Annotated in this window: 24 protein-coding genes and 1 pseudogene; 14 read left to right on the forward strand and 11 right to left on the reverse strand. The window is 71.2% G+C overall.

What is annotated here, in order from left to right; genetic code table 11:
• Nucleotides 1-31: 31 nt before the first annotated feature.
• On the forward strand, nucleotides 32-1,288 hold the full coding sequence (locus ABZS51_RS29340; RefSeq protein WP_355447541.1) for an NAD(P)/FAD-dependent oxidoreductase: 1,257 nt from the start codon (nucleotides 32-34) through the stop codon (nucleotides 1,286-1,288).
• A gap of 132 nt (nucleotides 1,289-1,420) precedes the next feature.
• Nucleotides 1,421-1,561: a hypothetical protein gene (locus ABZS51_RS29345; protein WP_355447643.1), complete on the forward strand. Its 141-nt coding sequence runs from the start codon at nucleotides 1,421-1,423 to the stop codon at nucleotides 1,559-1,561.
• 515 nt (nucleotides 1,562-2,076) lie between these two features.
• Here the strand turns inward: ABZS51_RS29345 and ABZS51_RS29350 are convergent.
• A pseudogene (locus ABZS51_RS29350) lies at nucleotides 2,077-2,292 on the reverse strand (sigma factor); the annotation flags it as partial.
• Nucleotides 2,293-2,460: 168 nt separating this feature from the next.
• On the opposite strand from ABZS51_RS29350, the gene ABZS51_RS29355 reads away from it, so the two are divergent.
• Nucleotides 2,461-2,673 (forward strand): hypothetical protein, encoded by a 213-nt coding sequence (locus ABZS51_RS29355; protein WP_355447544.1) that lies wholly within the window; start codon nucleotides 2,461-2,463, stop codon nucleotides 2,671-2,673.
• A gap of 121 nt (nucleotides 2,674-2,794) precedes the next feature.
• On the opposite strand, the gene ABZS51_RS29360 is transcribed toward ABZS51_RS29355, so the two are convergent.
• The 3 genes from ABZS51_RS29360 to ABZS51_RS29370 all read right to left on the reverse strand — a co-directional run bounded on the left by ABZS51_RS29360 (nucleotide 2,795) and on the right by ABZS51_RS29370 (nucleotide 7,053).
• Nucleotides 2,795-3,370, reverse strand: a complete 576-nt coding sequence (locus tag ABZS51_RS29360; RefSeq protein WP_355447547.1) for a GNAT family N-acetyltransferase — start codon at nucleotides 3,368-3,370, stop codon at nucleotides 2,795-2,797.
• A gap of 555 nt (nucleotides 3,371-3,925) precedes the next feature.
• Nucleotides 3,926-4,147 carry an integrase core domain-containing protein gene (locus tag ABZS51_RS29365; protein ID WP_355447549.1) on the reverse strand — a complete coding sequence of 74 codons (222 nt, stop codon included), beginning with the start codon at nucleotides 4,145-4,147 and terminating at the stop codon, nucleotides 3,926-3,928.
• Between the two features lie 203 nt (nucleotides 4,148-4,350).
• Nucleotides 4,351-7,053 (reverse strand): AAA family ATPase, encoded by a 2,703-nt coding sequence (locus tag ABZS51_RS29370; protein WP_355447553.1) that lies wholly within the window; start codon nucleotides 7,051-7,053, stop codon nucleotides 4,351-4,353.
• A gap of 136 nt (nucleotides 7,054-7,189) precedes the next feature.
• On the opposite strand from ABZS51_RS29370, the gene ABZS51_RS29375 reads away from it, so the two are divergent.
• The 6 genes from ABZS51_RS29375 to ABZS51_RS29400 all read left to right on the forward strand — a co-directional run bounded on the left by ABZS51_RS29375 (nucleotide 7,190) and on the right by ABZS51_RS29400 (nucleotide 12,089).
• Nucleotides 7,190-8,275, forward strand: coding sequence for an alkene reductase (locus ABZS51_RS29375; RefSeq protein WP_355447556.1), 1,086 nt, complete (start codon nucleotides 7,190-7,192; stop codon nucleotides 8,273-8,275).
• Nucleotides 8,276-8,484: 209 nt separating this feature from the next.
• On the forward strand, nucleotides 8,485-9,675 hold the full coding sequence (locus tag ABZS51_RS29380) for an MFS transporter (protein ID WP_355447559.1): 1,191 nt from the start codon (nucleotides 8,485-8,487) through the stop codon (nucleotides 9,673-9,675).
• 95 nt (nucleotides 9,676-9,770) lie between these two features.
• Entirely contained in the window at nucleotides 9,771-10,142 is a 372-nt protein-coding gene (locus ABZS51_RS29385; RefSeq protein WP_355447562.1) for a hypothetical protein, read from the forward strand.
• A gap of 126 nt (nucleotides 10,143-10,268) precedes the next feature.
• Nucleotides 10,269-11,237, forward strand: a complete 969-nt coding sequence (locus ABZS51_RS29390; protein WP_355447565.1) for an NAD(P)-binding domain-containing protein — start codon at nucleotides 10,269-10,271, stop codon at nucleotides 11,235-11,237.
• 8 nt (nucleotides 11,238-11,245) lie between these two features.
• Nucleotides 11,246-11,656, forward strand: coding sequence for a hypothetical protein (locus ABZS51_RS29395; RefSeq protein WP_355447568.1), 411 nt, complete (start codon nucleotides 11,246-11,248; stop codon nucleotides 11,654-11,656).
• A gap of 301 nt (nucleotides 11,657-11,957) precedes the next feature.
• Nucleotides 11,958-12,089 carry a hypothetical protein gene (locus ABZS51_RS29400; RefSeq protein WP_355447570.1) on the forward strand — a complete coding sequence of 44 codons (132 nt, stop codon included), beginning with the start codon at nucleotides 11,958-11,960 and terminating at the stop codon, nucleotides 12,087-12,089.
• Nucleotides 12,090-12,341: 252 nt separating this feature from the next.
• Here the strand turns inward: ABZS51_RS29400 and ABZS51_RS29405 are convergent, their stop codons facing one another.
• Nucleotides 12,342-13,004 (reverse strand): MFS transporter, encoded by a 663-nt coding sequence (locus tag ABZS51_RS29405; RefSeq protein ID WP_355447572.1) that lies wholly within the window; start codon nucleotides 13,002-13,004, stop codon nucleotides 12,342-12,344.
• Here ABZS51_RS29405 and ABZS51_RS29410 point away from each other — a divergent pair.
• On the forward strand, nucleotides 12,963-13,637 hold the full coding sequence (locus ABZS51_RS29410) for a TetR/AcrR family transcriptional regulator (RefSeq protein ID WP_355447575.1): 675 nt from the start codon (nucleotides 12,963-12,965) through the stop codon (nucleotides 13,635-13,637). The two genes, ABZS51_RS29405 and ABZS51_RS29410, sit on opposite strands and share 42 nt — an antisense overlap.
• A 386-nt stretch (nucleotides 13,638-14,023) precedes the next feature.
• Here the strand turns inward: ABZS51_RS29410 and ABZS51_RS29415 are convergent, their stop codons facing one another.
• Nucleotides 14,024-14,632, reverse strand: a complete 609-nt coding sequence (locus ABZS51_RS29415) for a dihydrofolate reductase family protein (protein WP_355447578.1) — start codon at nucleotides 14,630-14,632, stop codon at nucleotides 14,024-14,026.
• A gap of 244 nt (nucleotides 14,633-14,876) precedes the next feature.
• Between ABZS51_RS29415 and ABZS51_RS29420 the strand changes: the two genes are divergently transcribed.
• Nucleotides 14,877-15,581, forward strand: a complete 705-nt coding sequence (locus ABZS51_RS29420) for a DUF4328 domain-containing protein (RefSeq protein WP_355447581.1) — start codon at nucleotides 14,877-14,879, stop codon at nucleotides 15,579-15,581.
• Here the strand turns inward: ABZS51_RS29420 and ABZS51_RS29425 are convergent.
• Together ABZS51_RS29425 and ABZS51_RS29430 are read right to left on the reverse strand one after the other, a co-directional pair.
• The gene (locus tag ABZS51_RS29425; protein ID WP_355447584.1) at nucleotides 15,572-16,366 is read right to left on the reverse strand and encodes a class I SAM-dependent methyltransferase; all 795 of its coding nucleotides are present in this window, start codon (nucleotides 16,364-16,366) and stop codon (nucleotides 15,572-15,574) included. The genes ABZS51_RS29420 and ABZS51_RS29425 overlap by 10 nt on opposite strands.
• A gap of 98 nt (nucleotides 16,367-16,464) precedes the next feature.
• The gene (locus tag ABZS51_RS29430; RefSeq protein WP_355447587.1) at nucleotides 16,465-17,082 is read right to left on the reverse strand and encodes a LysE family translocator; all 618 of its coding nucleotides are present in this window, start codon (nucleotides 17,080-17,082) and stop codon (nucleotides 16,465-16,467) included.
• Between the two features lie 110 nt (nucleotides 17,083-17,192).
• Here ABZS51_RS29430 and ABZS51_RS29435 point away from each other — a divergent pair, with 110 nt between their 5' ends.
• Entirely contained in the window at nucleotides 17,193-17,645 is a 453-nt protein-coding gene (locus tag ABZS51_RS29435; protein ID WP_310713806.1) for an Lrp/AsnC family transcriptional regulator, read from the forward strand.
• Between the two features lie 4 nt (nucleotides 17,646-17,649).
• Here the strand turns inward: ABZS51_RS29435 and ABZS51_RS29440 are convergent, their stop codons facing one another.
• Entirely contained in the window at nucleotides 17,650-18,342 is a 693-nt protein-coding gene (locus ABZS51_RS29440) for a hypothetical protein (protein ID WP_355447591.1), read from the reverse strand.
• A gap of 152 nt (nucleotides 18,343-18,494) precedes the next feature.
• On the opposite strand from ABZS51_RS29440, the gene ABZS51_RS29445 reads away from it, so the two are divergent.
• On the forward strand, nucleotides 18,495-18,992 hold the full coding sequence (locus ABZS51_RS29445; RefSeq protein WP_355447594.1) for a potassium channel family protein: 498 nt from the start codon (nucleotides 18,495-18,497) through the stop codon (nucleotides 18,990-18,992).
• A gap of 310 nt (nucleotides 18,993-19,302) precedes the next feature.
• Nucleotides 19,303-19,719 (forward strand): hypothetical protein, encoded by a 417-nt coding sequence (locus ABZS51_RS29450; RefSeq protein ID WP_355447597.1) that lies wholly within the window; start codon nucleotides 19,303-19,305, stop codon nucleotides 19,717-19,719.
• 1 nt (nucleotide 19,720) lies between these two features.
• Here ABZS51_RS29450 and ABZS51_RS29455 read toward each other — a convergent pair whose 3' ends face one another.
• Nucleotides 19,721-20,917 carry a HAMP domain-containing sensor histidine kinase gene (locus tag ABZS51_RS29455; protein WP_355447600.1) on the reverse strand — a complete coding sequence of 399 codons (1,197 nt, stop codon included), beginning with the start codon at nucleotides 20,915-20,917 and terminating at the stop codon, nucleotides 19,721-19,723.
• A gap of 53 nt (nucleotides 20,918-20,970) precedes the next feature.
• Nucleotides 20,971-21,630: a response regulator transcription factor gene (locus ABZS51_RS29460; RefSeq protein ID WP_355447603.1), complete on the reverse strand. Its 660-nt coding sequence runs from the start codon at nucleotides 21,628-21,630 to the stop codon at nucleotides 20,971-20,973.
• Between the last annotated feature and the right edge of the window lie 92 nt (nucleotides 21,631-21,722).

The following is a 21,722-nucleotide window of genomic DNA, read 5'->3' on the forward strand; positions in this document are numbered from 1 at the left end:
AACGTTGTTCACCTGGGACGGGAGGGTCACGGTGACACGGATTCTGGCGATCGGGGCAGGGCTCGGCGGGCTGACGATCGCGCACGCACTGGTTCGCGCCGGCCTGGACGTACGCGTGTACGAGGCTGACGACGGCAGCGGCGAGCGGGCCCAGGGCTACCGGATCGGGCTCGCGCCGCCGGCGATGGAGGCGTTGCGCGGCAGCTTGCCGCAACGGCTGTACGAGCTGGTCGAGGTCACCAGCGGCAGCCTGGCCGGGCCGGGGCTGCTGTTCGACGAGCAGCTCACGCTGCTGAGCGGCGACCTGCCGGGACCGCCGGAGGAGGCGAGTGCGTTCGACCGGCAGGTGCTGCGCCGGATCCTGCTCGGGGACCTCGGGCGGCGGGTCGAGCACGGCAAGCGGCTGACAGGCGTCGCCGAGGAGGCGGACGGGACCGTGACCGCGCGTTTCGCCGACGGCACGCGGGCCACGGGCGAGGTGCTGGTCGGCGCCGACGGCGGGAACTCCGTGGTGCGGCGGTACCTGGCGCCCGAGGTCGGTCTCGTCGACGCGGACCTGTGCGGGGCGATGGGCCGCACCCCGCTCACCGGCCGCTTCCTGGAGCTGGTGCCGGGGCGCGGCACGATGGTGAAGGGCCCCGGCACCACGCTGATGCTGGGTCGGATGGAGTTCGGCAGGGAGCCGTCCGAGGCCGCCGCCGAGCTGGCCCCCGGCCTGGGCATGCCGTACCGGGACAGCTATGTGAGATGGGTTCTGCTGGTGCCGCCGAGGCACCCGGCGGCACGCGAGAGCGGCCGGAGCGACGCGCGCGAGCCGGCGCTGGAGCTCATCGACGGATGGCACCCCGACCTGCGGGATCTGGTGCGCGGTGCCGACATGAACGTCGTCGGCCGGTCCAAGGTCTTCGACCGGCCGATGCCGCCCTGGCCGGCAGGCCGCGTCACGCTGCTCGGCGACGCCGCGCACCTCACCCTGGCCAGCGGCGGCAACGGGGCGAACACCGCGCTGCTGGACGCCGTCCTGCTGGCCCAGCGGCTGGCCGAGGCCGGCCGGGGCGAGCGCGACCTCGCCTCGGCGCTCGCGGAGTACCAGGCGGAGCTGCTGGAGCGCGGGAACGCGGCGGTGGAGGCCGGCAAGCGGGCGCAGAGCAGGTTCGTCCCGTCCGCGTCCCGTCCTCAGGGGGGGCCGGCCGGAATACGCCAGAAACGGGCCGCGTGGTGGCGAGAGGGATTGATCGCTAAGGTAGGAGCGCTGCCAGCTCTGATCTTTCCGGGAGTTTTTGGATGACGTCGATCGATCGGACGGCGTATCCGCGGTTTGGGCGGGTGATGCCGACAATCCGGCGGACCTGATCAACGTGGCGTTGGAGGGTTGGTGCGGGCCCGGTGTGAGTTACCGGGCTACACCACGTTGGACGCGATGACCGCGACGATCCGTACGGAGATCAACACCGGCTTGTTCGCGATGGTCGCGGGCCGGGTGGATGGGGCGGCGCGTGCACGGCTGAGCCGGCTGCTGCTGGTGGATCCGGTCAGTCGGCGCGCGAGTTCGACAAGCTGAAGGAGGTGGCCCAGGCCGCCTCGCTGATCAAGTTCAAGACGCGGCTGAAGTTCCTGCGCCACCTGGACGCGCTGGGCCCGACCGAGGACTGGCTGGAAGGCGTGCCGCCGGGCAAGGTGGCGCATTTCGCCGGTGAGGCGAAGGTCACTGACGTGGCCGACCTGCGCAAGGTGCTGGCCGAGGACAAGCGGCTGAGGCTGATCATCAGCCTGCTGCACACCGTGCGGACCAGTACCCGCGATGAGGTGGTGACCATGTTCTGTAAGCGCATGGCCGCCATCCACAAGAAGGGCCGCGACCAGTTGGAGGCGCTGTGCGAGGCGCACCGGGCCGAATCCGAGCGGCGCGGCGGCCAGGCTTCGCTGTACGGCGTGGGCGCTCAGACGCTCGTCGCTGCGCGCGGTGAAGGGTTCGGTGACCGGGTCCATACCGGTACGGGCCAGCAGGTTCAGCTGCCGGGCCTCGGTGCGCTTGTGGCGGCCGATGAGATTGGTGGCGATGCCGTACAGCCAGGGCAGGGCGTCGTGCCTGGCCAGGTCATAGCGGCCGCGCTGGCGGAAGGCAGCGAGAAAGGTCTCCGCCACCACGTCCTCGGCGACGTCGAGTCCGAGGCGGCGGATGACGAATCTCTTGATTTCGGGCGCGTGTCTGCGGAAGATCTCCGCGAACACCTCGGGCTCCTGCCGGGACCGCGCGATGACGGCGGAATCGTATGGGCTCGTTTCTGACATGCTCTGGCTCTCGAGCTTCCCGACGGCCACGCCGACGGGCCCGTCCGCACGCGAGGACCGCTGTTCCTCGCCGACCAGCGGCCGGTCCCCGCACGGCGCCCCGGCCCCGAGCACATCTGCCCGCACACCGGGCAGCCCCGCCTGGGCTACGACCGCGTCCGCGTCCTCATGGACATCCCAGATCGGCCTCGATCCCCACCAGCTCCGCCACTCCGCCACTCCGCCGCCACCCACCTCGGCGAGCAGAAAGTCCCGCTCCAGCTCATCATGGCCAAGACCCGGCACAAGAACCCCCGCACCGCCATGCGCTACATCCGCCCCGGCGGCGAAGCCGTCGCCGAGATCACCGGCATCCTCGCCCCATCACGCCGAACGCACTGAGCCGTGCCGGTGCGGTGGCGTCCCTGGGTTCCAGCCGCAGCGCCGGCAGGAGAGCGGCCGCGTGTATGAGTGACAGCGTGATCTTCCTCCCGGCGGGGGCTCCCAAGCGTCTCCGCCGTAATCACTCGTGAGCGGGCCATTCCTCGGCCAGGAGCGCGTATGAGAGACCGTCGAGCCATCCCTTGGTGCGGTGGAGTGAGTCTCTCACCGTGTGCTGCTCGCGGCGCATCCCGACCCGCTCCATCAGCCGCCACGAGGATTCGTTGTCGTAGAAGCAGTCCGCGTGCAGGCGGCGCAGGCCAAGACTCTTGAAGGAGATGTCGATGAGGGCGCGTACCGCTTCGGTGGCGTAGCCCTTGCCGCCGTAGGAGGGATCGAGCGTCCACCCGAGCTCTCCTTGGACGCTTTCCGCCTGGTCAGCGACCTCTTCCTGGGCCCAACCGTCCTGGACCTTCAGTGTCAGGTCGCCGATCACCCGGCCGTCCAGTTCGACGATGAGCAGGTCCACGAGCCGCTCCTCGCGGAGGAAACGCTCACGGTAGTCGTCGTAGGTCTCTGTGGCGGCCGCGACCCATTCGTGAGTCTCCGGCAGCTGCCGGAAGGCCCAGGTCGCGTCCAGGTCGTCGGGGGAAGCCCGGCGCAACAGCAGCCGCTCGGTGGAAATCGGCCAGTCCAGCGTGTCAAGAGGGTGACGCATGGGCCCTCATACTGACAGCGGGCTGTGGTGATACACAAACGGATTACTTGCGGACGACGTCTCCGACAACGACGCGGCGATCGCCCTACAGGAACCGAAAGGACACCGAAGCGACCAGGGCTCCCGGAAACCCGCGTCCTGAAAATCAAGTGGGCTCGGAGGCCGGGGCGAGATTGGTCGGGTGTCACAGTGCCGGCGGGGTCGTCGGCTCCGTCCGGAGGGCGTCGCGGAGGGCGTCGGCGAAGCTCGGATGAGCAAGGCGCGTTCAGATCAGTCAGTTTGAAGACGACCTCGGGAATCAGTGCAGAGGACTTCAGGAACCGACAGACGTCACGGTTCGCTACTCGATGTCCAATTTTCGAGAGGGGCTTGCAGGGCCCAGCCAGAGGGTGTCGTTAAATCTTCTAATCCCGACGCCCCTCACAAGGACGCCACCCAAGATCAATTCCTACTTTAGGGCTGGGGCCACGCTCGAGAGCGGAGGGCCGACAAGTACAAGGCAATCCGGTCCGCGTTGAGCTTGATCCGCTTTGACGGACATCATCGTTGTGGTGGTCAGGCCGCCGTTACTGCCTCGTAGTCGGCAGGGCTACGGTAGCCCAGGCTGCTGTGCAGGCGGTGCAGGTTGTACCAGCCCTCGATGAACTCGAAGATCGCGCTGCGGACAGCGGCACGGGTAGGCCAGGACCGCTGATCGAGGAGCTCGCCCTTGAGGGTGGCGAAGAACGATTCGGCCAGCGCGTTCTCCCAGCACTGGCCGGTGCGCCCGACCGGCAACCGCACCCTGGAGTTGGCCCGGTCTGGTGGACACCTGATCTCTGGGGAACCCTGGTTCCCGGAAGAAGGAGTCTGCTGTGCCGAACACCTATCCGCCGGAGCTTCGCCGGCAGACGGTGGAACTGGTGCGCGCCGGGCGGACGCCGGAGGAACTTCCATCGCGCTCACGCACGGTCGCAAGGCGGCCGCCGCGTGCTCGGCAGTCATGAGGAAGCCAGGTCGAGGTGGGCCAGCTCGCGGCGGGAGCGGATGCCGAGCTTGCGGAACGCTCGGTAGAGGTGGTGCTCCACGGTGCGCGGGCTGAGGAACAACTGGGCGGCGATCTCCCGGCTGGTGCCGCCGTCCGCGGCCAGCCGGATGACGAGGAGCTCCTGTGAGGTGAGCCGGTCGAGTGGGTTGGCGGCCGTGGGTTCGGCCGCGACGGGTGACTCTCCGGTCGCCGTCAGCTCGGCGCGCGCACGTTCCGCCCAGGGTTGGGCGCGCAGCCGCTCGAAGGTCTTGAGGGCCGAGCGCAACGGGACGCGCGCGTCGCTGCGCCGCCGGGCGCGCCGCAGCCATTCGCCGTACAGCAGCTCGGTCCGCGCCTGCTCGAACGGGCGGTCGACGCGCTCGTGCGCGGCGAGCGCGCGCAGGTAGTCGTCCTCGTCGTTGGTCAGCAGCGCCCGGCCGTGCGCGGCGAGGGCGTGCGCCCACGGCTGCTCGCCCGCCCGCGCCCACTCCTCCAGCCGGCGCAGCGGCTCGGCGGCCCGGTCCGGCTCGCCCAGCCGCACTGCGGCCTCCACCTGGTCCACCCCGGCCGCGACGAGGCCGCCGGCGTGCCGCAGCGGTCCTCGCGTGGCTGTCTCCAGCCGGTGCAGCGCGGCTTCGTACCGGCCGAGGCCCAGGTCGAGCAGACTGAGCGCGGCGATGCCGGCCATGCCGCCGGTGTCTGGCTCGACGGACGCGAGACGTGCGCAGCGTTCCTCGTCGCCCTGGATGGCGGCGACCTTGGCCAGCACAGCGTTCAGCCGGGGCAGCCGCTGTTCCAGCCCGGTGTCGCGGACGATGCGCGCGGCCTCCGCCACGGACGCCTCGGCATCGCGGTGCCGTCCGGTCAGCACCTGCACCCCGGCCAGGTCCTGCAGCACCTGCGGCAGCGTTCCCACCAGCCCGTGCCGGCGGCACCGCGCCACCTGTGCCTCGGCCAGCTCGGCGGCGACCGCGTCCTCGCCGAGGATCATGGCGCAGAAGCAGGCCCACGACATGGTGATGTCGTCGGTGACGGAGTCGTCCGGCTGTTCCGGCCCCGCAGCTCGGGGACCGCTCAGGACGTCCGGCACGGCGCGCGGCGCGCCCGCCACGAAGTCCGCCAGCAGCGGCAGCCCCCGCGCGTAGTCCTCCTCCATCAGATGGGCCAGGCCCAGCACCATCGGGTCGGCCCGGCCCAGCGCGAGCAGGCGCGCCGCCGCCTCCCGGATGGACTCCCGGTCACCGCTGAACCATCCGTACCCGGCGGCGGTGCGCAGCATCGTCACGGCCGAGTCCGGGTCAGCGTGCGCCGACCGTTCCACCAGCACGCGGGCCGCCAGCCGCCGCTCGCCCAGCTCGAACTCCACCACGGCGCGCACCCGAGCCAGCCGCGCCAGCGACTCGCCGTCGTCCACCAGGCGCTCGGCCTCGTCGGCCAGGGCGGCGGCCTGCGCCGCCTGGCCGGCTGACAGGGCCAGTGACGCCGCCTCTCCCAGCCGCGCCGCCCGAATGCGCGGGTCGGGGGTGAGGCCCGCCGCCTGCTCGTACAGGCGCGCCGCGGACGCGTACGTGATGCGGGCGCGGGCACGCTCGGCGGCGCGTGCGATCTGCGCGGCGACGTCCTCGTCGGGCGAGGTGGTGGCGGCGGCCAGATGTCGGGCGCGTGCGCCCTCCTCGATGGCCGTCTCCGCCAGCGCCTTGTGGACGGCGACTCGCCGCGCCAGGGGTACGCCCTGGTAGGCGGCGGTGGCGATGAGGGGATGGCGGAAGGCGATGACGTTGCCCGTGACGTCGACCAGCCCCGCCTTCTCGGCCTCCTCCAGGTCCTCGACCCCGACGCCGAGCGCAGCCGCGGCGCCCACCAGCGTCGGCAGGTGCCCGCGTCCCTCGGCTGCCGCCGTCAGCATCATCAGGCGGGTCCGCTGCGGTAGCTGCCCGATGCGGGAGCGGAACGACGCGAGGAGCCGGTCGGGCACCGGCATGGGTCCGGTGGCGGAGGGGTGGCGGCGTCGCGCGGCGGCGAATTCGATCAGTGCCAGTGGGTTGCCCGCCGAATCGGCGATCACCTCGTCGCGGAAGACCGGCGTGAGCCCGCGCTCCTCCAGAAGCAGCGCCGAGTCCTGCGGTGACAGCCGTGACAGCCGCAGCTCCGGCAGCCCGGTCGCGGGAAAGCCCTCCTCGCGCGTGGCGAACAGCATCGCGACCCCTTCGGCGGTCAACCGCCGGGCCGCGAACAGCAGCGCGTCGGCGCTCGCCCGGTCCAGCCATTGCACGTCGTCCACCAGGCAGAGCAGCGGGCCGTCCTCGGCCGCCTCCGCCAGCAGGGTGAGGACGGCCAGCCCCGACAGGAACCTGTCGCGCCCGACCGTCCCGTCCTCGCCGAGCACCGCGCGCAGCGTGGCGGCCTGCGGGGCGGGCAGCGCCGCGATGTGTTCCTGCATCGGCCACACCAGCTGGACGAGCCCGGCGAACGCCAGGTCGGCCTCAGCCTCCATGCCGGTGACGCGCAGCGTCCGCAGCGGGTCGCCCGCCGCGGCTTCCCGGCAGGCCCACGCCAGCAGCGCCGACTTGCCTATGCCGGGCTCGCCGCGCAGGACCAGGCTTCCGCTGCGGCCGGCGCGCGCGGCGTCGATCAGCTCCCGGATCGCCGCCTGCTCGCTCGCCCTGCCGTACAGCACCGGCGCCTCCGTCCGTATGTACGTACGCCCCAACCTCCGTAGGCAACTACCGAAACCTTACCGATTCGGCCCGTAATCGCCCGCTCATACCGTCGGATCAGCGCAAACACACCAAGCAAGACGGAGGGAGACCGTCGTGGACGATCTTTTCGAGCCCATGACCATGGGTGAGCTGACCTTGCCCAACCGCCTTGTGATGGCGCCGATGACGCGCAACCGGGCCCGGGGCGGGCTGGTCACCGAGCTGACCGCGGAGTACTACGGCCAGCGCGCCGCCGCAGGGCTGATCATCACCGAGGGCACCCAGCCGTGCGCGCTCGGGCAGGGCTACATCGACACCCCTGGCCTGCACACGCCGGAACAGGCGGCCGCCTGGCGGCGCGTCACCGAGGAGGTGCATCGGCGTGGCGGACGCGTCTTCGTCCAGCTGATGCACTCCGGACGCATCGGTCACCCCGTCCTCTATCCCGGTGGAGAGCTGCCCATGGCTCCCTCGGCGATCGCCTCGGGAGAGCGGCTGTACACCCCCGAGGGATTGCTCGACCATCCCACGCCCCGCGAGATGACCATGGCCGACATCGCCCGTGCCGTCGACGACTTCGCGACCGCGGCCAGGTACGCGATCGAGGCCGGGTTCGACGGAGTGGAGCTGCACGGGGCCAGCGGCTATCTGATCCACCAGTTCCTGTCGGACAACACCAACCGGCGCACCGACGCCTACGGCGGCTCGGTGGAGCGGCGCGTCAGGTTCGCCACGGAGGTGGCCATGGCGGTCAGCGACACGATCGGACAGGCTCGCACCGGCATCAGGATCTCGCCCGGCATCACCTACAACGGCATGGCCGAGAGCGACACCGAGGCACTCTACGCCGAGCTGGCCCGCGCCCTTAAGTCGCTGGGGCTGGCGTACCTGCACGTGTCGGAGAACGGCACGCGCGGCGTCACCAAGCTGCTGCGCGCCGAGTGGCCCGGCACGCTGATCCTGAACCCGCATCCCACGGACGGCGACGCCCAGGCCACCCCGCAGGACGGGATCGAGGCGCTGCGCTCAGGCCTCGCGGATGCCGTCGCCTACGGCCGGCTGTGGCTGGCCAACCCCGACCTGCCGGCCCGGATCGCGGCGGGCGGGCCGTACACGGAGGCCGATCCCGCCACCTTCTACGGCGGCGACCACCACGGCTACACCGACTACCCGGCCCTCACTGAAGCGGGCGCCCGATGAGGCGCGACTTCCTGCCCGGCGCCGACGATCGAGCAGGGCGTCATGGCGAGGCCCCCGCAGCAGGGTCGCGCGGCCCGCACGCAGCCCGTGCGGAGGTGACACGCACCCCGAAAGGCGATTCGGAGGTGAGCAGCGGCCCTTCAGGGAGTGGGCTCACCACCCACGCCCGTGGCGAGGAGCGCGTCGCGCAGCGGCGCACAGCTGGGCGCGTGCCCAGCGGGTGGCTGGGACTGCTGGCCGGACCGATGTCCTTCGGCATCGCCGGACCGGCGCTGGTCCTGCCGGACGCCGCCCGCGACCTGGGCCTGACGACCCCCGCGATGACGTGGATCGTCACCGCGTTCGGCTGGGCCATCGCGGTCGGCACCCCGCTGATGGCGGGCCTGCAGATCCGGCGCGGCACCCGCACCGCCCTGGCGGCCTGCGCCGCGCTGGTACTGCTCGGCACGGTCCTCGTTGTGACAGCGCCGCTACTGCCGCTGCTGGTGGCGGGGAGCGCGCTACAGGGCCTCGGCACCGCGGGACTGACCACGATCGCGATGAGCCGCGCCGCCTCGGCCCGGACGATGGGCCTGGTCACAGCGTCGCTGGCAACGGTCGGCTCCACCGCGCCGCTGGCCGGCGACCTGGCCGCGAGCGTGCTGCACTGGCGCGCCGCGCTGGCACTGCCCGTACTCAGCGTGCTCGCCGTGCCGGCCGTGCTGAGCCGGCGGCCGGACACGCCGCTGTCGGCCGCCCGGCTCGACCTGCCCGGCGCGATGCTGCTGACGGCGCTGGTCACGGCGCTGGTGTTCGTCCCGTACGCCTGGCAGGCGGCCGGCGCCGTCGCGGTGGCCGCCGGGGTGGCCCTGGCGCTGTGGGTACGCAAGCGGCCGGACGGGTTCGTGCCGGCCGTGGTGCTGCGGTCCCCGGTCTTCCCGGTCGCGGCCGGAGCGGCTTTCCTGCTGGCCGTGGCGAACTTCGGGATGATGTACGCCCTGCCGCCTCTGCTCACGGAGGGCGTGGGCTGGACCGGGGCCCAGGTCGGAGTGGCGATCACGTGGCCGCTGCTGTTCGGCGGGCTCGCGTCCTACGGAGTGATCGCGCTGACCGCGAGAGTGTCGTTCAGCGTCCTCGCCACGCTCTTCCCCGCGCTGGCCGTGGCAGGCGTCGCACTGGCGGGCCTGGTGGCCGCCACGGCGCTGCCTGCCGGCGCCGCTCTGGGGGCGTCTCCCCTCGCCCTGCTCGTCGCCCAGGGGCTCACCTCGGTCGCGGCCGCCTCCGGACAGGGAGCGTTCGCCACCCGCGCCGGCGCGGCCGTGCCAGAAGCGGCGCGCCCCGCGGCGATGGGCCTTTTCAACCTGGCCTACCTGCTCGGCGCCGCCTTCGGCCCGGCGATCGCCACGCTGCTGGTCGGCTGACCGGTCGTGCGGTGTAGTCGTGATGGATGGCTCGCAGGATCGCCCACGCCGTATCCCACTGCGGTACGCCAGGAAATCTGCGAAGTCCACCAAGAATGTCGAGAACCCGCGTGTGGCGCGCCGAGATCCTCGCCAGCCCGTTCGCGACCTGCCGGCGGTGGCATCACCGGGCGGTGGGGCGCCTGGTCGGGGGCCGCGGCCGGTTCACCCCGGCCACCAGCGACCACACCGAGCTCCTTAAGCGTTTCCTGAGCGCCGCACAGAACGGCGACGTGACGGAGCTGGCGGAACTGCCGGCCGAGGACGCGATCGCCTACAACGACGGCGGCGGCAAGGTGCGCGCCGCGCTGCGGCCGGTCACCGGTCGCGCCAACGTGCTGGCGTTCGTGGCCGGGCTGATGTCCCGGTATCCACTGGAGGAGGCCCGCCTGGTCGAGGCCAACGGCGAGCCCGCGATCTGGCCGTGATCGGCGGGCAGCGGCAGCTGGTCACCTTTGGCATCCGCGACGGACGCGTCCACGAGATCTTCGGCAGCCCCAATCCCGACAAGCTATCGAGCGTCGACCCGGCGAGCACAGCATGACCGCTGTTGGATGGGCTTCCCGGGTCGAGCCGGCGGCAATTACTTCACCCAATCCGACACGAAAGGGATCGCCATGATGGCGACAACAGAGATGACCGACAACCCCACGACCGCGGCGAGCCGGGTCACCGTGCTCGGGCTGGGTGCCATGGGCTCGGCAATCGCCAGGACGTTCGTCGAACGCGGATATCGCACGACGGTCTGGAACCGGACGGCGAGCAAGAGCGCGCCGCTGGTCGACGCCGGCGCCACGGCGGCCGCGACGGCCGCGGAGGCGGTGGCGGCCAGCCCGCTCGTCGTGGTCTGCCTCCTCGACAGCGCGGCGGTCGACGAAGTGCTGGCCTCGGTCGATGACGTCGTCGCGGGCAAGGTGCTGGTGAACCTCACCAGCGGCTCACCCGCCCAGGCGCGCGCCAAGGAGCGCTGGGCGAGTGAGCGCGGTGCCGAGTACATCGACGGCAAGCTCATGGGAGACCCGCCGTACGTCGGCACACCGAACGTCACCGTCCTGCTCAGCGGTTCCCGCAGCGCCTTCGATGCCCACGCATCGACCCTGCGGGAGCTGGGCGGCGTCGGCTACCACGGCGAGGACGCCGGCTTGGCCGCCGTGGAGTTCATGGCCCAGGTCGCCATGGGCTACGAGATGCTCATCGGCTTTCTGCACGTGCTCAAGCTGGTTCGGGCGGAAGGGGTCGACGTGACGGAGTTCGGCGAGCGCGTCGCCGGCTCGCTGGCCGCATATCCGCCGTTGCTGACCGCGATCGCCACGGCGGTCGCGAGCGGGGAATACCCGCCGGACCTCGGTCCGATCCGCGTCCAGGCCGCGCTGATGGACGACATGATCGACCACCGGGAGTCCGTCGGCGTGGAAGCCGTGCGGATGCGCCAGGTCAAGGAACTGATGGATCGCCGGATCGCCGACGGTCACGGCGAACAGGGATTCTCGAGCCTGTTCGAGCTGCTGGCGAAGGAAGGCTGAATCGCGTCATGAGCCACCACGACGAAACAATCCTCCTCTTCCGCAACACCATGCGAATCACCGACGGCCACCTGGAGGATTTCCGCAACGCCATCGCCCGAGCCGTGGAGTTCGCGCAGCAGCACGGCCCGCAGCTGATGGTGCAGACCTTCGTGGACGAGAAGCGGATGCTCGCGCACAGCTTCCAGCTCTATCGGGACTCCGACGCTGTCCGCCTGCACTGGAAACTCGCGGACCCGTTCATCCAGGACGTCATGAAGCACTGCCGGGTGGAGCACTTCGAGGTGTTCGGTGAGCCGGACGCCGAGGTGGCGGCGGGTCTGCGCTCGTCGCTCGGCGAGCAGACCCCGCTCACGTTCTCCCCCCGTATCGCCGGCTTCCTACGCTTCGGCGCGGCCCTGGATATCGCTGCCGAGTGAGGTGCCGCCGGTCGCTGCGTTCAAGGCCCGGCACTCGGGTCGCCGTCACTCAGGGCAAGTAGCTCTGCGTGACAGTTGTCAACAATGTCGTTCGCCTTAAGTGTCCCCTGCCGGGATCGCGGGGACTGACTGTACGGCTTTCCGGACACACCCCGTTCTGGAGCGCGCTCAACGCGTAGCGCTTGTAGGTGAGTTCTGACAGCGGTTGAAGATCAACACGAGGCGAAATGTTGGTGAGAAATGACAGCGCCCGCTCCGCCATGATCCCGTGGAGGCGGGCGCTGGATGGTCCTCAGCCGCGGTGGGAAGGAGCGACATCGCCCAGGTCACCGACCCCGACGGCGCCCGCCGACAGGACCTGAGCTGGAAACAGGAGATCGACGCGGCCGTGCCCGGGATCGAACGGGCCGGAGTGAGGCCCGCCCGGCTGTAGCGCAGCACCCCCGCCTACGGCCCGGCCGAGCAAGCCCGGTGCGTGGTGCTGGTCACCCGCGACTTCGACGGCCCGGACCTCGAGCGGGCCCGCGCCCTGGTGGAGGCGATGTTCGACGGCGGCTCGGACACACCGCCCGCCGCCGGGATGATCTCCGCCCACTTCTACTGCAGCCTGGACGGCTCCCAGGTGTTCAGCTATGCCCTGCAGCGGGCCGTAGCCGAGCACGTGCTGCAGGGACAGGGTCAGGAATTACCACATCGGGTTCAGGCCCGCCCCGGCCAGCAGCATGGCCAGGTTGCCCAGCCAGATCGGGCGTGGCCGCAGCAGGCGCGGCGGCAGCAGCGGCGCGCGGGCCAGGCACGCCTCGACCAGCACGAACAACCCCAGCAAGACGGTGGCCGCCGCGGCGGTCAGGGGGACGGTGAGGGCGGCGGCGGGCGGGCCGGACAGGCTGTAGGCCAGCATGGCCAGCCCGCCGGTGGCCAGCAGCGCGCCCGGCACGTCCAGGCGCTGCCCGCGCCGGGTCGGGCCGATGGGCAGGGCGCGGGTCGCGGCCAGGCAGGCCAGCCCGATCGGCACGTTGATCAGCAGGATCCAGCGCCAGGACAGGTACTCGGTCAGCGCGCCGCCGATGAGGTTGCCCGCGGTGCCGCCCGCCAGGCTCACCGCCGTCCACACCGCGATCGCCCGGGTGCGGCGCGGCCCCTCGGGAAAGGGGGTGGTCAGGATCGTCAGCGTGGCCGGGGCCAGGACGGCCGCCCCCATCCCCTGGCTGGCGCGGGCGGCGATCAGCAGGCCCGGCGAGGTCGCCAGCCCGCCCGCCAGGCTGGCGACGGTGAACAGGGCCAAACCGATGGCGAAGATGCGTCGGTGCCCGTACAGATCGGCCAGCCGCCCGCCGAGCAGCAGCAACCCATCGAGAAGATTGGAGCGGTGATGGGCCGGGGACCGGGAGCACACCACGCCCAGCGGCGGGCGGAGATCGCCGACGCGGTGCTCGCCATCGTCGCCGAGCGCGGCCTGGCCGCCGTCTCCCAAGCCGAGGTGGCCGCCCAGGCGGGCATCTCACCCGGCCGCGTGCGGCACTACTTCCCGGCCAAACGCCAACTCCTCGAGGCCGCCTTCGAACGCGGCAACGAACTGTCCAGCCTGCGCATCCAGGCCAAGACCGGCGCCGACCTGCAAGCCGCCGACCCGCGCCTGGTGCTCACCACCGTGCTCACCGAGCTCATCCCCTACGACGCCACCACCGAGGCCCACATGCGGGTGCGCCAGTCCTTCCACGCCTACGCCTTCGCCTTCGCCGATGAGACCATCGCCGCCCACCTGCGCGTCCTCTACGCCGACTTCCACCGGCAAATGGCCGACCTGATCCACAAAGACCAGCAGACGGGCCGCATCCCCAGCGATGCGGACCCCGAGAGAACGGCGCTGGCTCTGGTGGCGCTGACCGAAGGACTGGCCGCCTACGTGCTGACCGGTGTCACTCCCGCCGTCCACGCCCGCGAGCAGGTGCTGGAGGCCATCGCAGCCCTCTACCGCTGAGCCGTCACCCACCCTCCAGAACCGTCTCACCCGGCTCCGACACACTGGATTCCGACACTTCACCGTGGGGTGGGATCGCCAGGTCACAGGCAGGACTGCCCCTTTCTCCCGTACTTGGTCTGCCCCCTCGAAAGCCTGTCCCCGGCGGACGTGCGGATCCTCCTGTAGCGAGGGCCACTCCAACTGGTCTGCGGTGGACGTGTGGTCCGCGATCAGCACCGTCGTGCACAATCGTCACTGCACCTGAAGCCGCAGGTGACAGCTAATCAGGGACTTCACGTGGCCCGTTTCTGGCGTATTCCGGCCGGCCCCCCTCAGTCGCGGGCGACGGGAAGGGGGAGCGCCCGGCCGGAGGGACCCCCCGAACGGCCCGGCCCGCGTGCGCGTCAGACGACGGAGCCGTACGAGGGCTTGCCCGCCCAGTCGTAGGTGACGTAGACGACGCCGGCGCCCGTGGTCCTCGATCCGGTGAGCTTCAGCCCGGCAGGGGCGGTGCCCTCGGCGAACAGGCGCTTCCCCTCGCCCAGGATGACGGGGAAGACCAGCAGGCGGTACTCGTCCACCAGCTCGGCCCGCTGCAGGGTGCGCAGCAGGTCGCTGCTGCCCTGGACGAGGATCTCGCCGTCGGTCTCGCGCTTCAGGTCGGCGACCGTCTGGGCGGCGTCGCCCACCAGCACCCGGGTGTTGCGCCACGTGGCGTCCATCGGCGTCCTCGTGGTGACGTACTTGGGCATGCTGTTGATCTCGGCGCCGCCCTCCTCGTCGGGCACGTTCGGCCAGTGCGAGGAGAGGATGTCGTACGACCGGCGGCCCAGGAGCATCCCGTCCGCGCGGGCGAGCTGCTCGCCCATGATCTCGCCGAAGCCCTCGTCCACGTGCGGGGGCAGCCATCCGCCGTGCGGGAAGTCGTGGGAGTCGTCCTCGCCGGGGCCGCCGGGACCCTGCATGACGCCGTCCAGTGAAAGGAACGCCGAGACCACCAGCCTGCTCGCCATCTTCTGCTCCCTGTGTCGCGTTTCGTCGCGGCGCCCTCGTGAGGGCCGCCGTCCTCATGTGCCTTCAGCTTGGCGCAGCCCGTTTACGGCTTCCTTAAGGCTTTCCTACGGTGCGAGCGGGCGCGGCCGGGGAGTCCCAAGTTGATCACGAAAGGGTGCGGGGTGGAAGACGCCCTCCCGCGGGGCCCGCTGTGCCGGTGATACTGGCGGGTCGTCCCATGGGATCCGTTGTGAAGGGCGTGAGGTGTACCCCCCATCGTCGCCATCGGCATGGCAGCCACCGCTGCCGCTGCTGCCGGTACGCAGCCTGGCCAACCTCGCTCTCGGCGCGCTCGCGCTCGACTGCCTGGCGGGCGTGGCGTCCGCCGCGTCGGACGTGTGGGAGGTGTCGGTCATCGACCGCCTGCTGACCGACCCCTACTCGGTCAGCGACGCCGAGCTCGACGCGAGCGACCTCGTCTACACCGGCTCGGCGTTCGTGCAGACGGGGACGTTCGTGGTGGCCGCCGTGGCCTTCCTCGTCTGGCTCTTCCGGGTCCGGTCGAACGCCGAGCTGCTGGCGCCGGACGGGCACCGGCATCCCAGGCCCTGGCTCGTCCTCGCCTGGGCGGTGCCGATCGTCTGCTGGTGGTACCCCAAGCAGCTGGTCGACGACATCTGGGCCGCCTCCCGGCCGGCCGCCCCGCCGCGCCGGCTCCGGGTGATCACCGCCTGGTGGACGCTCTGGGTTCTCACCTCGTCGGTGACCTACGTGGCGAGCCGCGTCCTCGGCCAGGCCGACGAGGTGGAGTCCCTGGACGATCTGGAGGGCCTGGCGGTCGTGGCCATGGCCGACATGGGGAGCGTCGCGTTGTGGATCGTCGTCGCGGCCCTGGCGGCGTCAATGATCGGCCGCATCACCGACGCCCAGGAAGCCCTGACCACGAGGCAGGTGGCCGTTCAGACGTGACGGTCCCGGTAGGCGGCGGTCAGCATGTGGCCGCTGACGCCGAGGAGCGACGGCACGCTCTCCATGGAGCGCTGGGCGTCGAGGAGGAGCGTGCGGCGTTCCGGGTCGTCGAGCCAGTCGTCGATGTCGCCGTAGAGCCAGAAGGCGCCCTCCAGCCCGTAGCGCCGGAGCTCGGGCAGCCCGGCGTCGGCGAACTCGCCCGGAACCTCGTCCGGGTCGTGGAAGTAGGCGGTGAAGCCGTGCCCGGGGGAGAACATGATCCCGTCGGTCGCGGCGGCGTGCGCCGCCTGCCGCTCCCGCTCGCCCAGGTAGTCGCCCAGGTAGACGGTGTCGTGCACGGCCGCGTGGCGGTTGATGGTCGCGGCCGCCACCAGGCCGCCAGGCCGTACGGCGCGCCGGGCCTCCGACAGGGCCCGCACCCGGTCGGTTCGCTCGGAAAGGTGGTAGAGCGGCCCCAGCAGCAGAACCGCGTCCACGCTCGCGTCCGGAACCGGCAGATGCCGGGCGTCGCCCAGCCGCGCGCTCACCCCGCGCAGCTCCGCGGCGCGCTCGACGTGCAGGGGGACCGGATCCAGCAACTCCACGTCGTAGCCGTCGGCGCTCAGCCACTCGGCGTGCACCCCGGTCCCGCCGCCCACGTCCAGCACGCGGGCCGGCGCCGGCGGCAGCGTCCGGCGCAGCACGTCCTGCGTGCGCCAGAACTCCCATCGGCCGCGCCCCTCGCGCAGCCTGTCGTGCTCCCTGTCCTGCTCGTAGTAGGCGAGCAGCTCCCGTGTCACCGTCATACCCGATCATGTGCGGGGGCCCGGACCTCCGGCAACCGGTTTGCCGGCTGCTCGCTCGCCGCTTGCCCGCCGCGCGCCGAGGTTCGCGCGGTACGCCGTCAGCGCAGCAGGTGGTCGATGATGAGCCAGGCGCCGATGGCGGCCATGGCGGCTCCCGACAGGCGGCTGATGAGGCGGGCGGCGGCGGGGCGGCCGTGCAGGACGACCCGGGTGAGCCGGCCCACGCCGAGGTAGAACAGCCCGCAGGTGATCATGAAGGTGAGGCCGAGCACGCCGATCTGCGCGGACACCGGCCAGGCGCCGTGCAGGTTCGTGAACTGCGGGAGAAGGGCGAGGAAGATCAGCAGGCCCTTGGGGTTGAGCGCGCTGACGCCGATGCCGCGCAGGAAGACGGCCCGGTCGGTGCCGGCGGCGGCCTCCCGCGGGGAGGCGGGGGTGGAGGGACGGGCGAAGGTCATGGCGCCGTGCCACACCAGGTAGAGGCCGCCCACCAGGGTGAGGCCGGTGAGGATGACCGGGTTCCCGGCGACCAGGGCGCCCACGCCGGCCGCGACGACGACGGTGATGGCCGCGTAGCCGACGACCAGCCCGCCCACAGCCGGGCCCACGGCGCGGCCGCGCAGCCCGGCGCCGATGGTGAACGCCCAGTCGGCGCCCGGGACGACGATGAGCAGGAGTGCGACCGCCCAGAAGGCGAGCACGGAACTGGCGGCCATGGAGCAGAATCCCCCCGCTAGCTGGTCATATGGGAAGAATAGTGCTCATCACGCCGAAGAGGCTTCCAACTTTCGCCCACCCAAGGCGCTTCGGTGGAAGAATCTGCTCCATGGACGCGATCGACCGGAAGATTCTTGCGCTGCTGCAGCAGGACGGCCGTCTGACGGTCACCGAGCTGGCGGCACGGGTGGGCCTCAGCGTGTCGCCGTGCCATCGCCGGCTACGCGAGCTCGAACGCGGCGGGACGATCCGCGGCTACCGGGCGATCGTGGACGCCGCGGCGCTCGGGCTGACGTTCCAGGCGCTGGTGTTCGTCACCATGCGCCAGGAGGACCGCGAGACGCTCCTGGGGTTCGAGGCGGCCGTCGCCCGGGTGCCGGAGGTGGTGCAGGCGCAGCGGCTGTTCGGCGACCCCGACTATCTGCTGCGGATCGTCACCGCCGACCTGACCGCGTACCAGGAGCTGGAGGACGACGTCCTGGCCGCGCTCCCCGGCGTGCAGAGGCTGAACTCCACCCTCGTGATGAAGCACGTGGTGGACGACCGGCCCCTGCCCACGTGACGGCCTACCCCTGGGCCGGGACGGCCGTCCTGTCGTGGACGGCGGAGGGGTAGTAGGCGGCCCACGCCTCGTCACCCATGCGCAGGATCTTCAGCCCCGTCCAGCCCAGGCCGATCACCGGCAGGGCCCAGAACGCCACGGTCACGGGCCCGTACTCCAGGGGGAAGGAGGCGACGTACCCGACGAACACCAGCAGCGGCACCCACCAGCCGACGAAGCCCGCCCGCCACACGGCCACGGTCAGCAGCGGCAGGCCGAGGACCGCGAAGAAGATCCACGGCATGTGGAAGCCGAAGACGACGCCGGGCAGGTTCAGCATCTCGTCGAGGATCTTCTGCGCCTGCTCCGGCGGGTAGTGCCGGCCCAGCCACCACTCGACCGGGTCGCTCATCAGCAGCGCGGAGGTGGAGATGTACCCGATGACCGTCGCCGCGCCCGCGATGTGGCCGAGCCTGGTCGCCTTGCGCCGGGTGAGATGGGCCAGGCCGAGGGCCGCGACGGCCATCAGCATCCAGCTCCAGTGGTACAGCGCCGATTCGGTCTGCGCGAGCGCGGGGTTGTCGCCGTAGCTGACCGCCTCCCTGTCGTCGCCCCAGGTGCCGGGATCGACGACGACGGCCACGGCCTGGAGCAGCGGGGCCACGATGAGGACGGTGCCGGCCGCCACGCGGCGAAATGTCACCTGGTCGTTGAACATGCCGCTGACGTTAGAAGTCGGGGGCGCCTGCCGTCGTCCGCCTGCGGGGCGACGGGGCGTCACCTCCGAGACGGAGAAGATCCCCGACATTCTTGGGCGATTCCATACCGTGTCCCACGTTGCGCGCCGGGCGACCGCGGAACGTTGACCGCATGTCCCCTTACGGAGCCCGCATGCTGGCATGGACGCGCACGGCGGGCGCCATCGCGGTCGTCACCGGCCTCTACTTCGTCGTGCCACTGCCGCAGGCGGGGCCGGGAGGCGGCCTGTTCCAGTGGCGTTCCTTCGCGTCCCTGGCGGGTCTGGCCATCCTGACCTGGCTGCTCACGCGGCAGGTGCAGCGGGCGCTGCGCCCGGAACGGCTCCTGGTGGAGCAGGTCACGATGCTGCTGACCGGCGTCAACGTGGTGGTGGTCTTCTTCGCGGCCACGTACGTGGTGATGGCCGACCAGTTCGCCGGGATCCGCACCAGGCTGGACGCTCTGTACTTCGCGGTGGTGACGCTGGGCACGATCGGGTACGGCGACATCATTCCCGTCGGCCAGGCGGCGAAGGCGGCGGTCATCGTGCAGACGGTGTTCGACCTGGTCATCGTCACCTCGGCCATCACGATCGTCGTCAGCGCGTTGCGCCCGCGCGGACGGCCATGAGGCTTTCGTCCAGGGGCCTATGCGGCGGAGGCCTCCCATTCGTGACAGGGGCTGAGAGGGTGGTGCCGGTAGATGGTGCCGACGGCCTCTCCGCTCAGCTTCAGGCTGACTTCCTGACTCACGGGGCCGCACACGCACTGCGGGGACATCTCATGCCCCACCGCGTCGTCGACCGGTCGCACGTGAACAATCTGGTGCATCGGATTTCTCCAGGGAGAGGTAAACGCCCTGGCAGTTTACCCTCTATATGCCCATATGTCGCTTTTGTCTCTCCTATCGAGACGAGCGATCCCGTCTAGAGTCCGGTGGCATGACGGCCGTCGTGATCCCCATGCACCGACTGTCGGGAGGCACCGTCGAGCTGCACCAGGTTCTCGGCGTACTGCCCGAGAACACGTGGACGTGGAGCGTCTTCGACCTCTGGGCGGTCGGTGTCGCGCCCCGGGGGATGGCGATGCCGTCCTTCGAGGACCTCATCCGCACCTCGAACACCGGATGCCCCATGACCTGGCACGAGCTGACGGACATCGCCTCCCGTCTCGACCAGGTGCACGACTGCCTCATCGTGGCCGCCGACACCCCGCACGCTCTGTCATGGCCGCTCCCCGAACGCTCCGAACTCCTCGTGGTGATAGAAGCCGTGGACAGCGGCCGATGGGAGGTCGAGATCAGCGAACGTCTTGACGGCGCCGATGTGATGAGAGAACGACTCGCGTCACTGAGGTGACTCATGGCCCACGGGATAAACGGCGATGGTGATCTACAATGTAAAGGGCCCGGCCTGTCGTGAAAATCGAGGAGCCGTCCCCTGGCGTCAGAGGTCGCTCGGAGGGGAGGCGTAACCGCACGGCGACGGACAGGCCGCCTTCAGGGCGTGCACCGGTGGTGAGGGTGGCGTGGTGGGCTTGCGTGACGGCGCTGACGATGGCGAGGCCGAGGCCGTAGCCGTCGTGGTGGCCATGACGCTCCGGTGCCAGTTTCTGGAAGGGTTGAAAGAGGCGCCGGATCTGGTCGCCGGGGACGGCCGGCCCGCTGTTGGTGACCGTGAGAGTCGCCTCCGTGCCGGAGGTCCGAGTGGTGACCTCGACATGCCCGCCTGCGTGGTTGTGGCGGATGGCGTTGTCGACGAGGTTGGCGACGAGGCTTTCGATGAGTCTCGGGTCTCCGGCCGTCACCGCGGGCGCCAGGTGTCCGGCGAGGTCGATGCCCTTTCTCGTGGCTTGGTCGCGGCGGGTGGCGAGCACCCCTTCGACGACCTGGGCGAGGTCGAGGGTGTCCCGGCGGGTGACGCCGCGCTCGCTGGTGGCCAGAGCGAGCAGTGCTTGGACGAGCCGCTCCTGGTGCCCGCCGAGAGCGAGGGCCTCCTGGCATACCGAGCGCAGGGTGTCGGCGCCGGCGTCGGGGTCGGCGAGGGCGACCTCGAGGAGGGTGCGCAGGCCGGCCAGTGGGGTGAGCAGCTCGTGGGAGGCGTTGGCGACGAAGTGGCGTTGGGCGTCGAAGGAGGCTTGCAGGCGCGCGAACAGGTCGTCGAGGGTGTGGCCGAGTTCGGTCAGCTCGTCGGCGGGCTCGCCGAGAGCGAGTCGCCGGTGGAGGTCTCCGGCGGAGATGATCTTGGCGGTGGCGGTGATGGCGCGCAGCGGGCGCAGGAACCGGCCGGCGACGAACCAGCCGAGAGCCAGGGCGACGGGAATCAGGATGACCAGGGCGACGGCGGAGCCCATGAGGAGTTGGGACAGGCCGATCCCGGGCCCGGCCTGGTGCATCACGCTCGATGGGGGCCCGCCTTCGGGTGCGGCCGCATCGATGCTGGCGAGCGGGACGGCGACGAGGACGAGCACGAGGACTCCGGCGGCGTAGATGCCCGCCGCGTAGGCGAGCGCCAGCCGCGTCTGCAGGGACCTTCTGGCGAGCGTCTGAGGGGTCATGACGGTCCTGCGCGTTGACGCGCTCAGCTGCACCCCAGCTGAAGGCCGGAGCACTACGGACCGAGCCGGTAGCCGGCTTCGCGGACGGTCTCGATCACAGGAGGGTCGCCGAGCTTGGCCCGCAGCCGGTGCATGGTGTGCTTGACGGCGCTGCTGAAGGGGTCGGCGGCCTCGTCCCAGACGCGTTCGAGCAGCTCCTCGGCCGAGATGACCAGGCCGGGTACGGCGAGCAGGCATTCGAGCAGGGCGAACTCGCGGGGGCTCAGGTCAAGGCGCCGGCCCGCCCGGGACGCGGTACGGCGGGCCGGATCGAGGGTGATGTCCCCGCATGCCAGGGTGGGCGGCAGCGGCGGGGCGGCGCGGCGGGCCAGGGCACGGACGCGGGCGACCAGTTCGGCGAACGCGAACGGCTTGGGCAGGTAGTCGTCGGCGCCGATGCCGAGCCCGTCGACGCGGTCCTCGATCGTGCCGGAGGCGGTGAGCATCAGGACGCGGGTCTCACAGCGGCCGTGGGCGAGCCGCCGGCAGATCTCGTCCCCGTGGACGCCGGGCAGGTCGCGGTCGAGGATCACCACGTCGTAGCGGGTGGCGGCCAGGCGGTCGAGGGCGGCGGTTCCGTCCAGGACGACGTCGACGGCCATGCCCTCGCGGCGCAGCCCCGTTCCGATGGAGCGGGCGAGGACCTCGAAGTCCTCGACGACGAGGACCCTCACCGCCGCTCACCGCCGATCATCGTGCGGGCGCGGCGGCCCGGTCGAGGTGCCATGGTTCAACGATGCCAGATCCCGGGTCTCAGCCACGTCGC

Origin of the sequence: Nonomuraea sp. NPDC005501, from assembly GCF_040605905.1 — a bacterium.
Classification (GTDB): Bacteria; Actinomycetota; Actinomycetes; order Streptosporangiales; family Streptosporangiaceae; genus Nonomuraea.

Excerpts from the sequence above, each read along its gene's own strand:
- ABZS51_RS29390 (WP_355447565.1), top strand. The coding sequence starts at position 10,269 with ATGGGCTTCCCGGGTCGAGCCGGCGGCAATTACTTCACCCAATCCGAC.
- ABZS51_RS29450 (WP_355447597.1), top strand. The coding sequence starts at position 19,303 with ATGACGGCCGTCGTGATCCCCATGCACCGACTGTCGGGAGGCACCGTC.
- ABZS51_RS29445 (WP_355447594.1), top strand. The coding sequence starts at position 18,495 with ATGTCCCCTTACGGAGCCCGCATGCTGGCATGGACGCGCACGGCGGGC.
- ABZS51_RS29415 (WP_355447578.1), bottom strand. The coding sequence starts at position 14,632 with ATGGCGAGCAGGCTGGTGGTCTCGGCGTTCCTTTCACTGGACGGCGTC.
- ABZS51_RS29395 (WP_355447568.1), top strand. The coding sequence starts at position 11,246 with ATGAGCCACCACGACGAAACAATCCTCCTCTTCCGCAACACCATGCGA.
- ABZS51_RS29440 (WP_355447591.1), bottom strand. The coding sequence starts at position 18,342 with ATGTTCAACGACCAGGTGACATTTCGCCGCGTGGCGGCCGGCACCGTC.
- ABZS51_RS29355 (WP_355447544.1), top strand. The coding sequence starts at position 2,461 with ATGGACATCCCAGATCGGCCTCGATCCCCACCAGCTCCGCCACTCCGC.
- ABZS51_RS29385 (WP_355447562.1), top strand. The coding sequence starts at position 9,771 with ATGTCGAGAACCCGCGTGTGGCGCGCCGAGATCCTCGCCAGCCCGTTC.
- ABZS51_RS29435 (WP_310713806.1), top strand. The coding sequence starts at position 17,193 with ATGGACGCGATCGACCGGAAGATTCTTGCGCTGCTGCAGCAGGACGGC.
- ABZS51_RS29345 (WP_355447643.1), top strand. The coding sequence starts at position 1,421 with ATGACCGCGACGATCCGTACGGAGATCAACACCGGCTTGTTCGCGATG.
- ABZS51_RS29455 (WP_355447600.1), bottom strand. The coding sequence starts at position 20,917 with ATGACCCCTCAGACGCTCGCCAGAAGGTCCCTGCAGACGCGGCTGGCG.
- ABZS51_RS29360 (WP_355447547.1), bottom strand. The coding sequence starts at position 3,370 with ATGCGTCACCCTCTTGACACGCTGGACTGGCCGATTTCCACCGAGCGG.
- ABZS51_RS29430 (WP_355447587.1), bottom strand. The coding sequence starts at position 17,082 with ATGGCCGCCAGTTCCGTGCTCGCCTTCTGGGCGGTCGCACTCCTGCTC.
- ABZS51_RS29425 (WP_355447584.1), bottom strand. The coding sequence starts at position 16,366 with ATGACGGTGACACGGGAGCTGCTCGCCTACTACGAGCAGGACAGGGAG.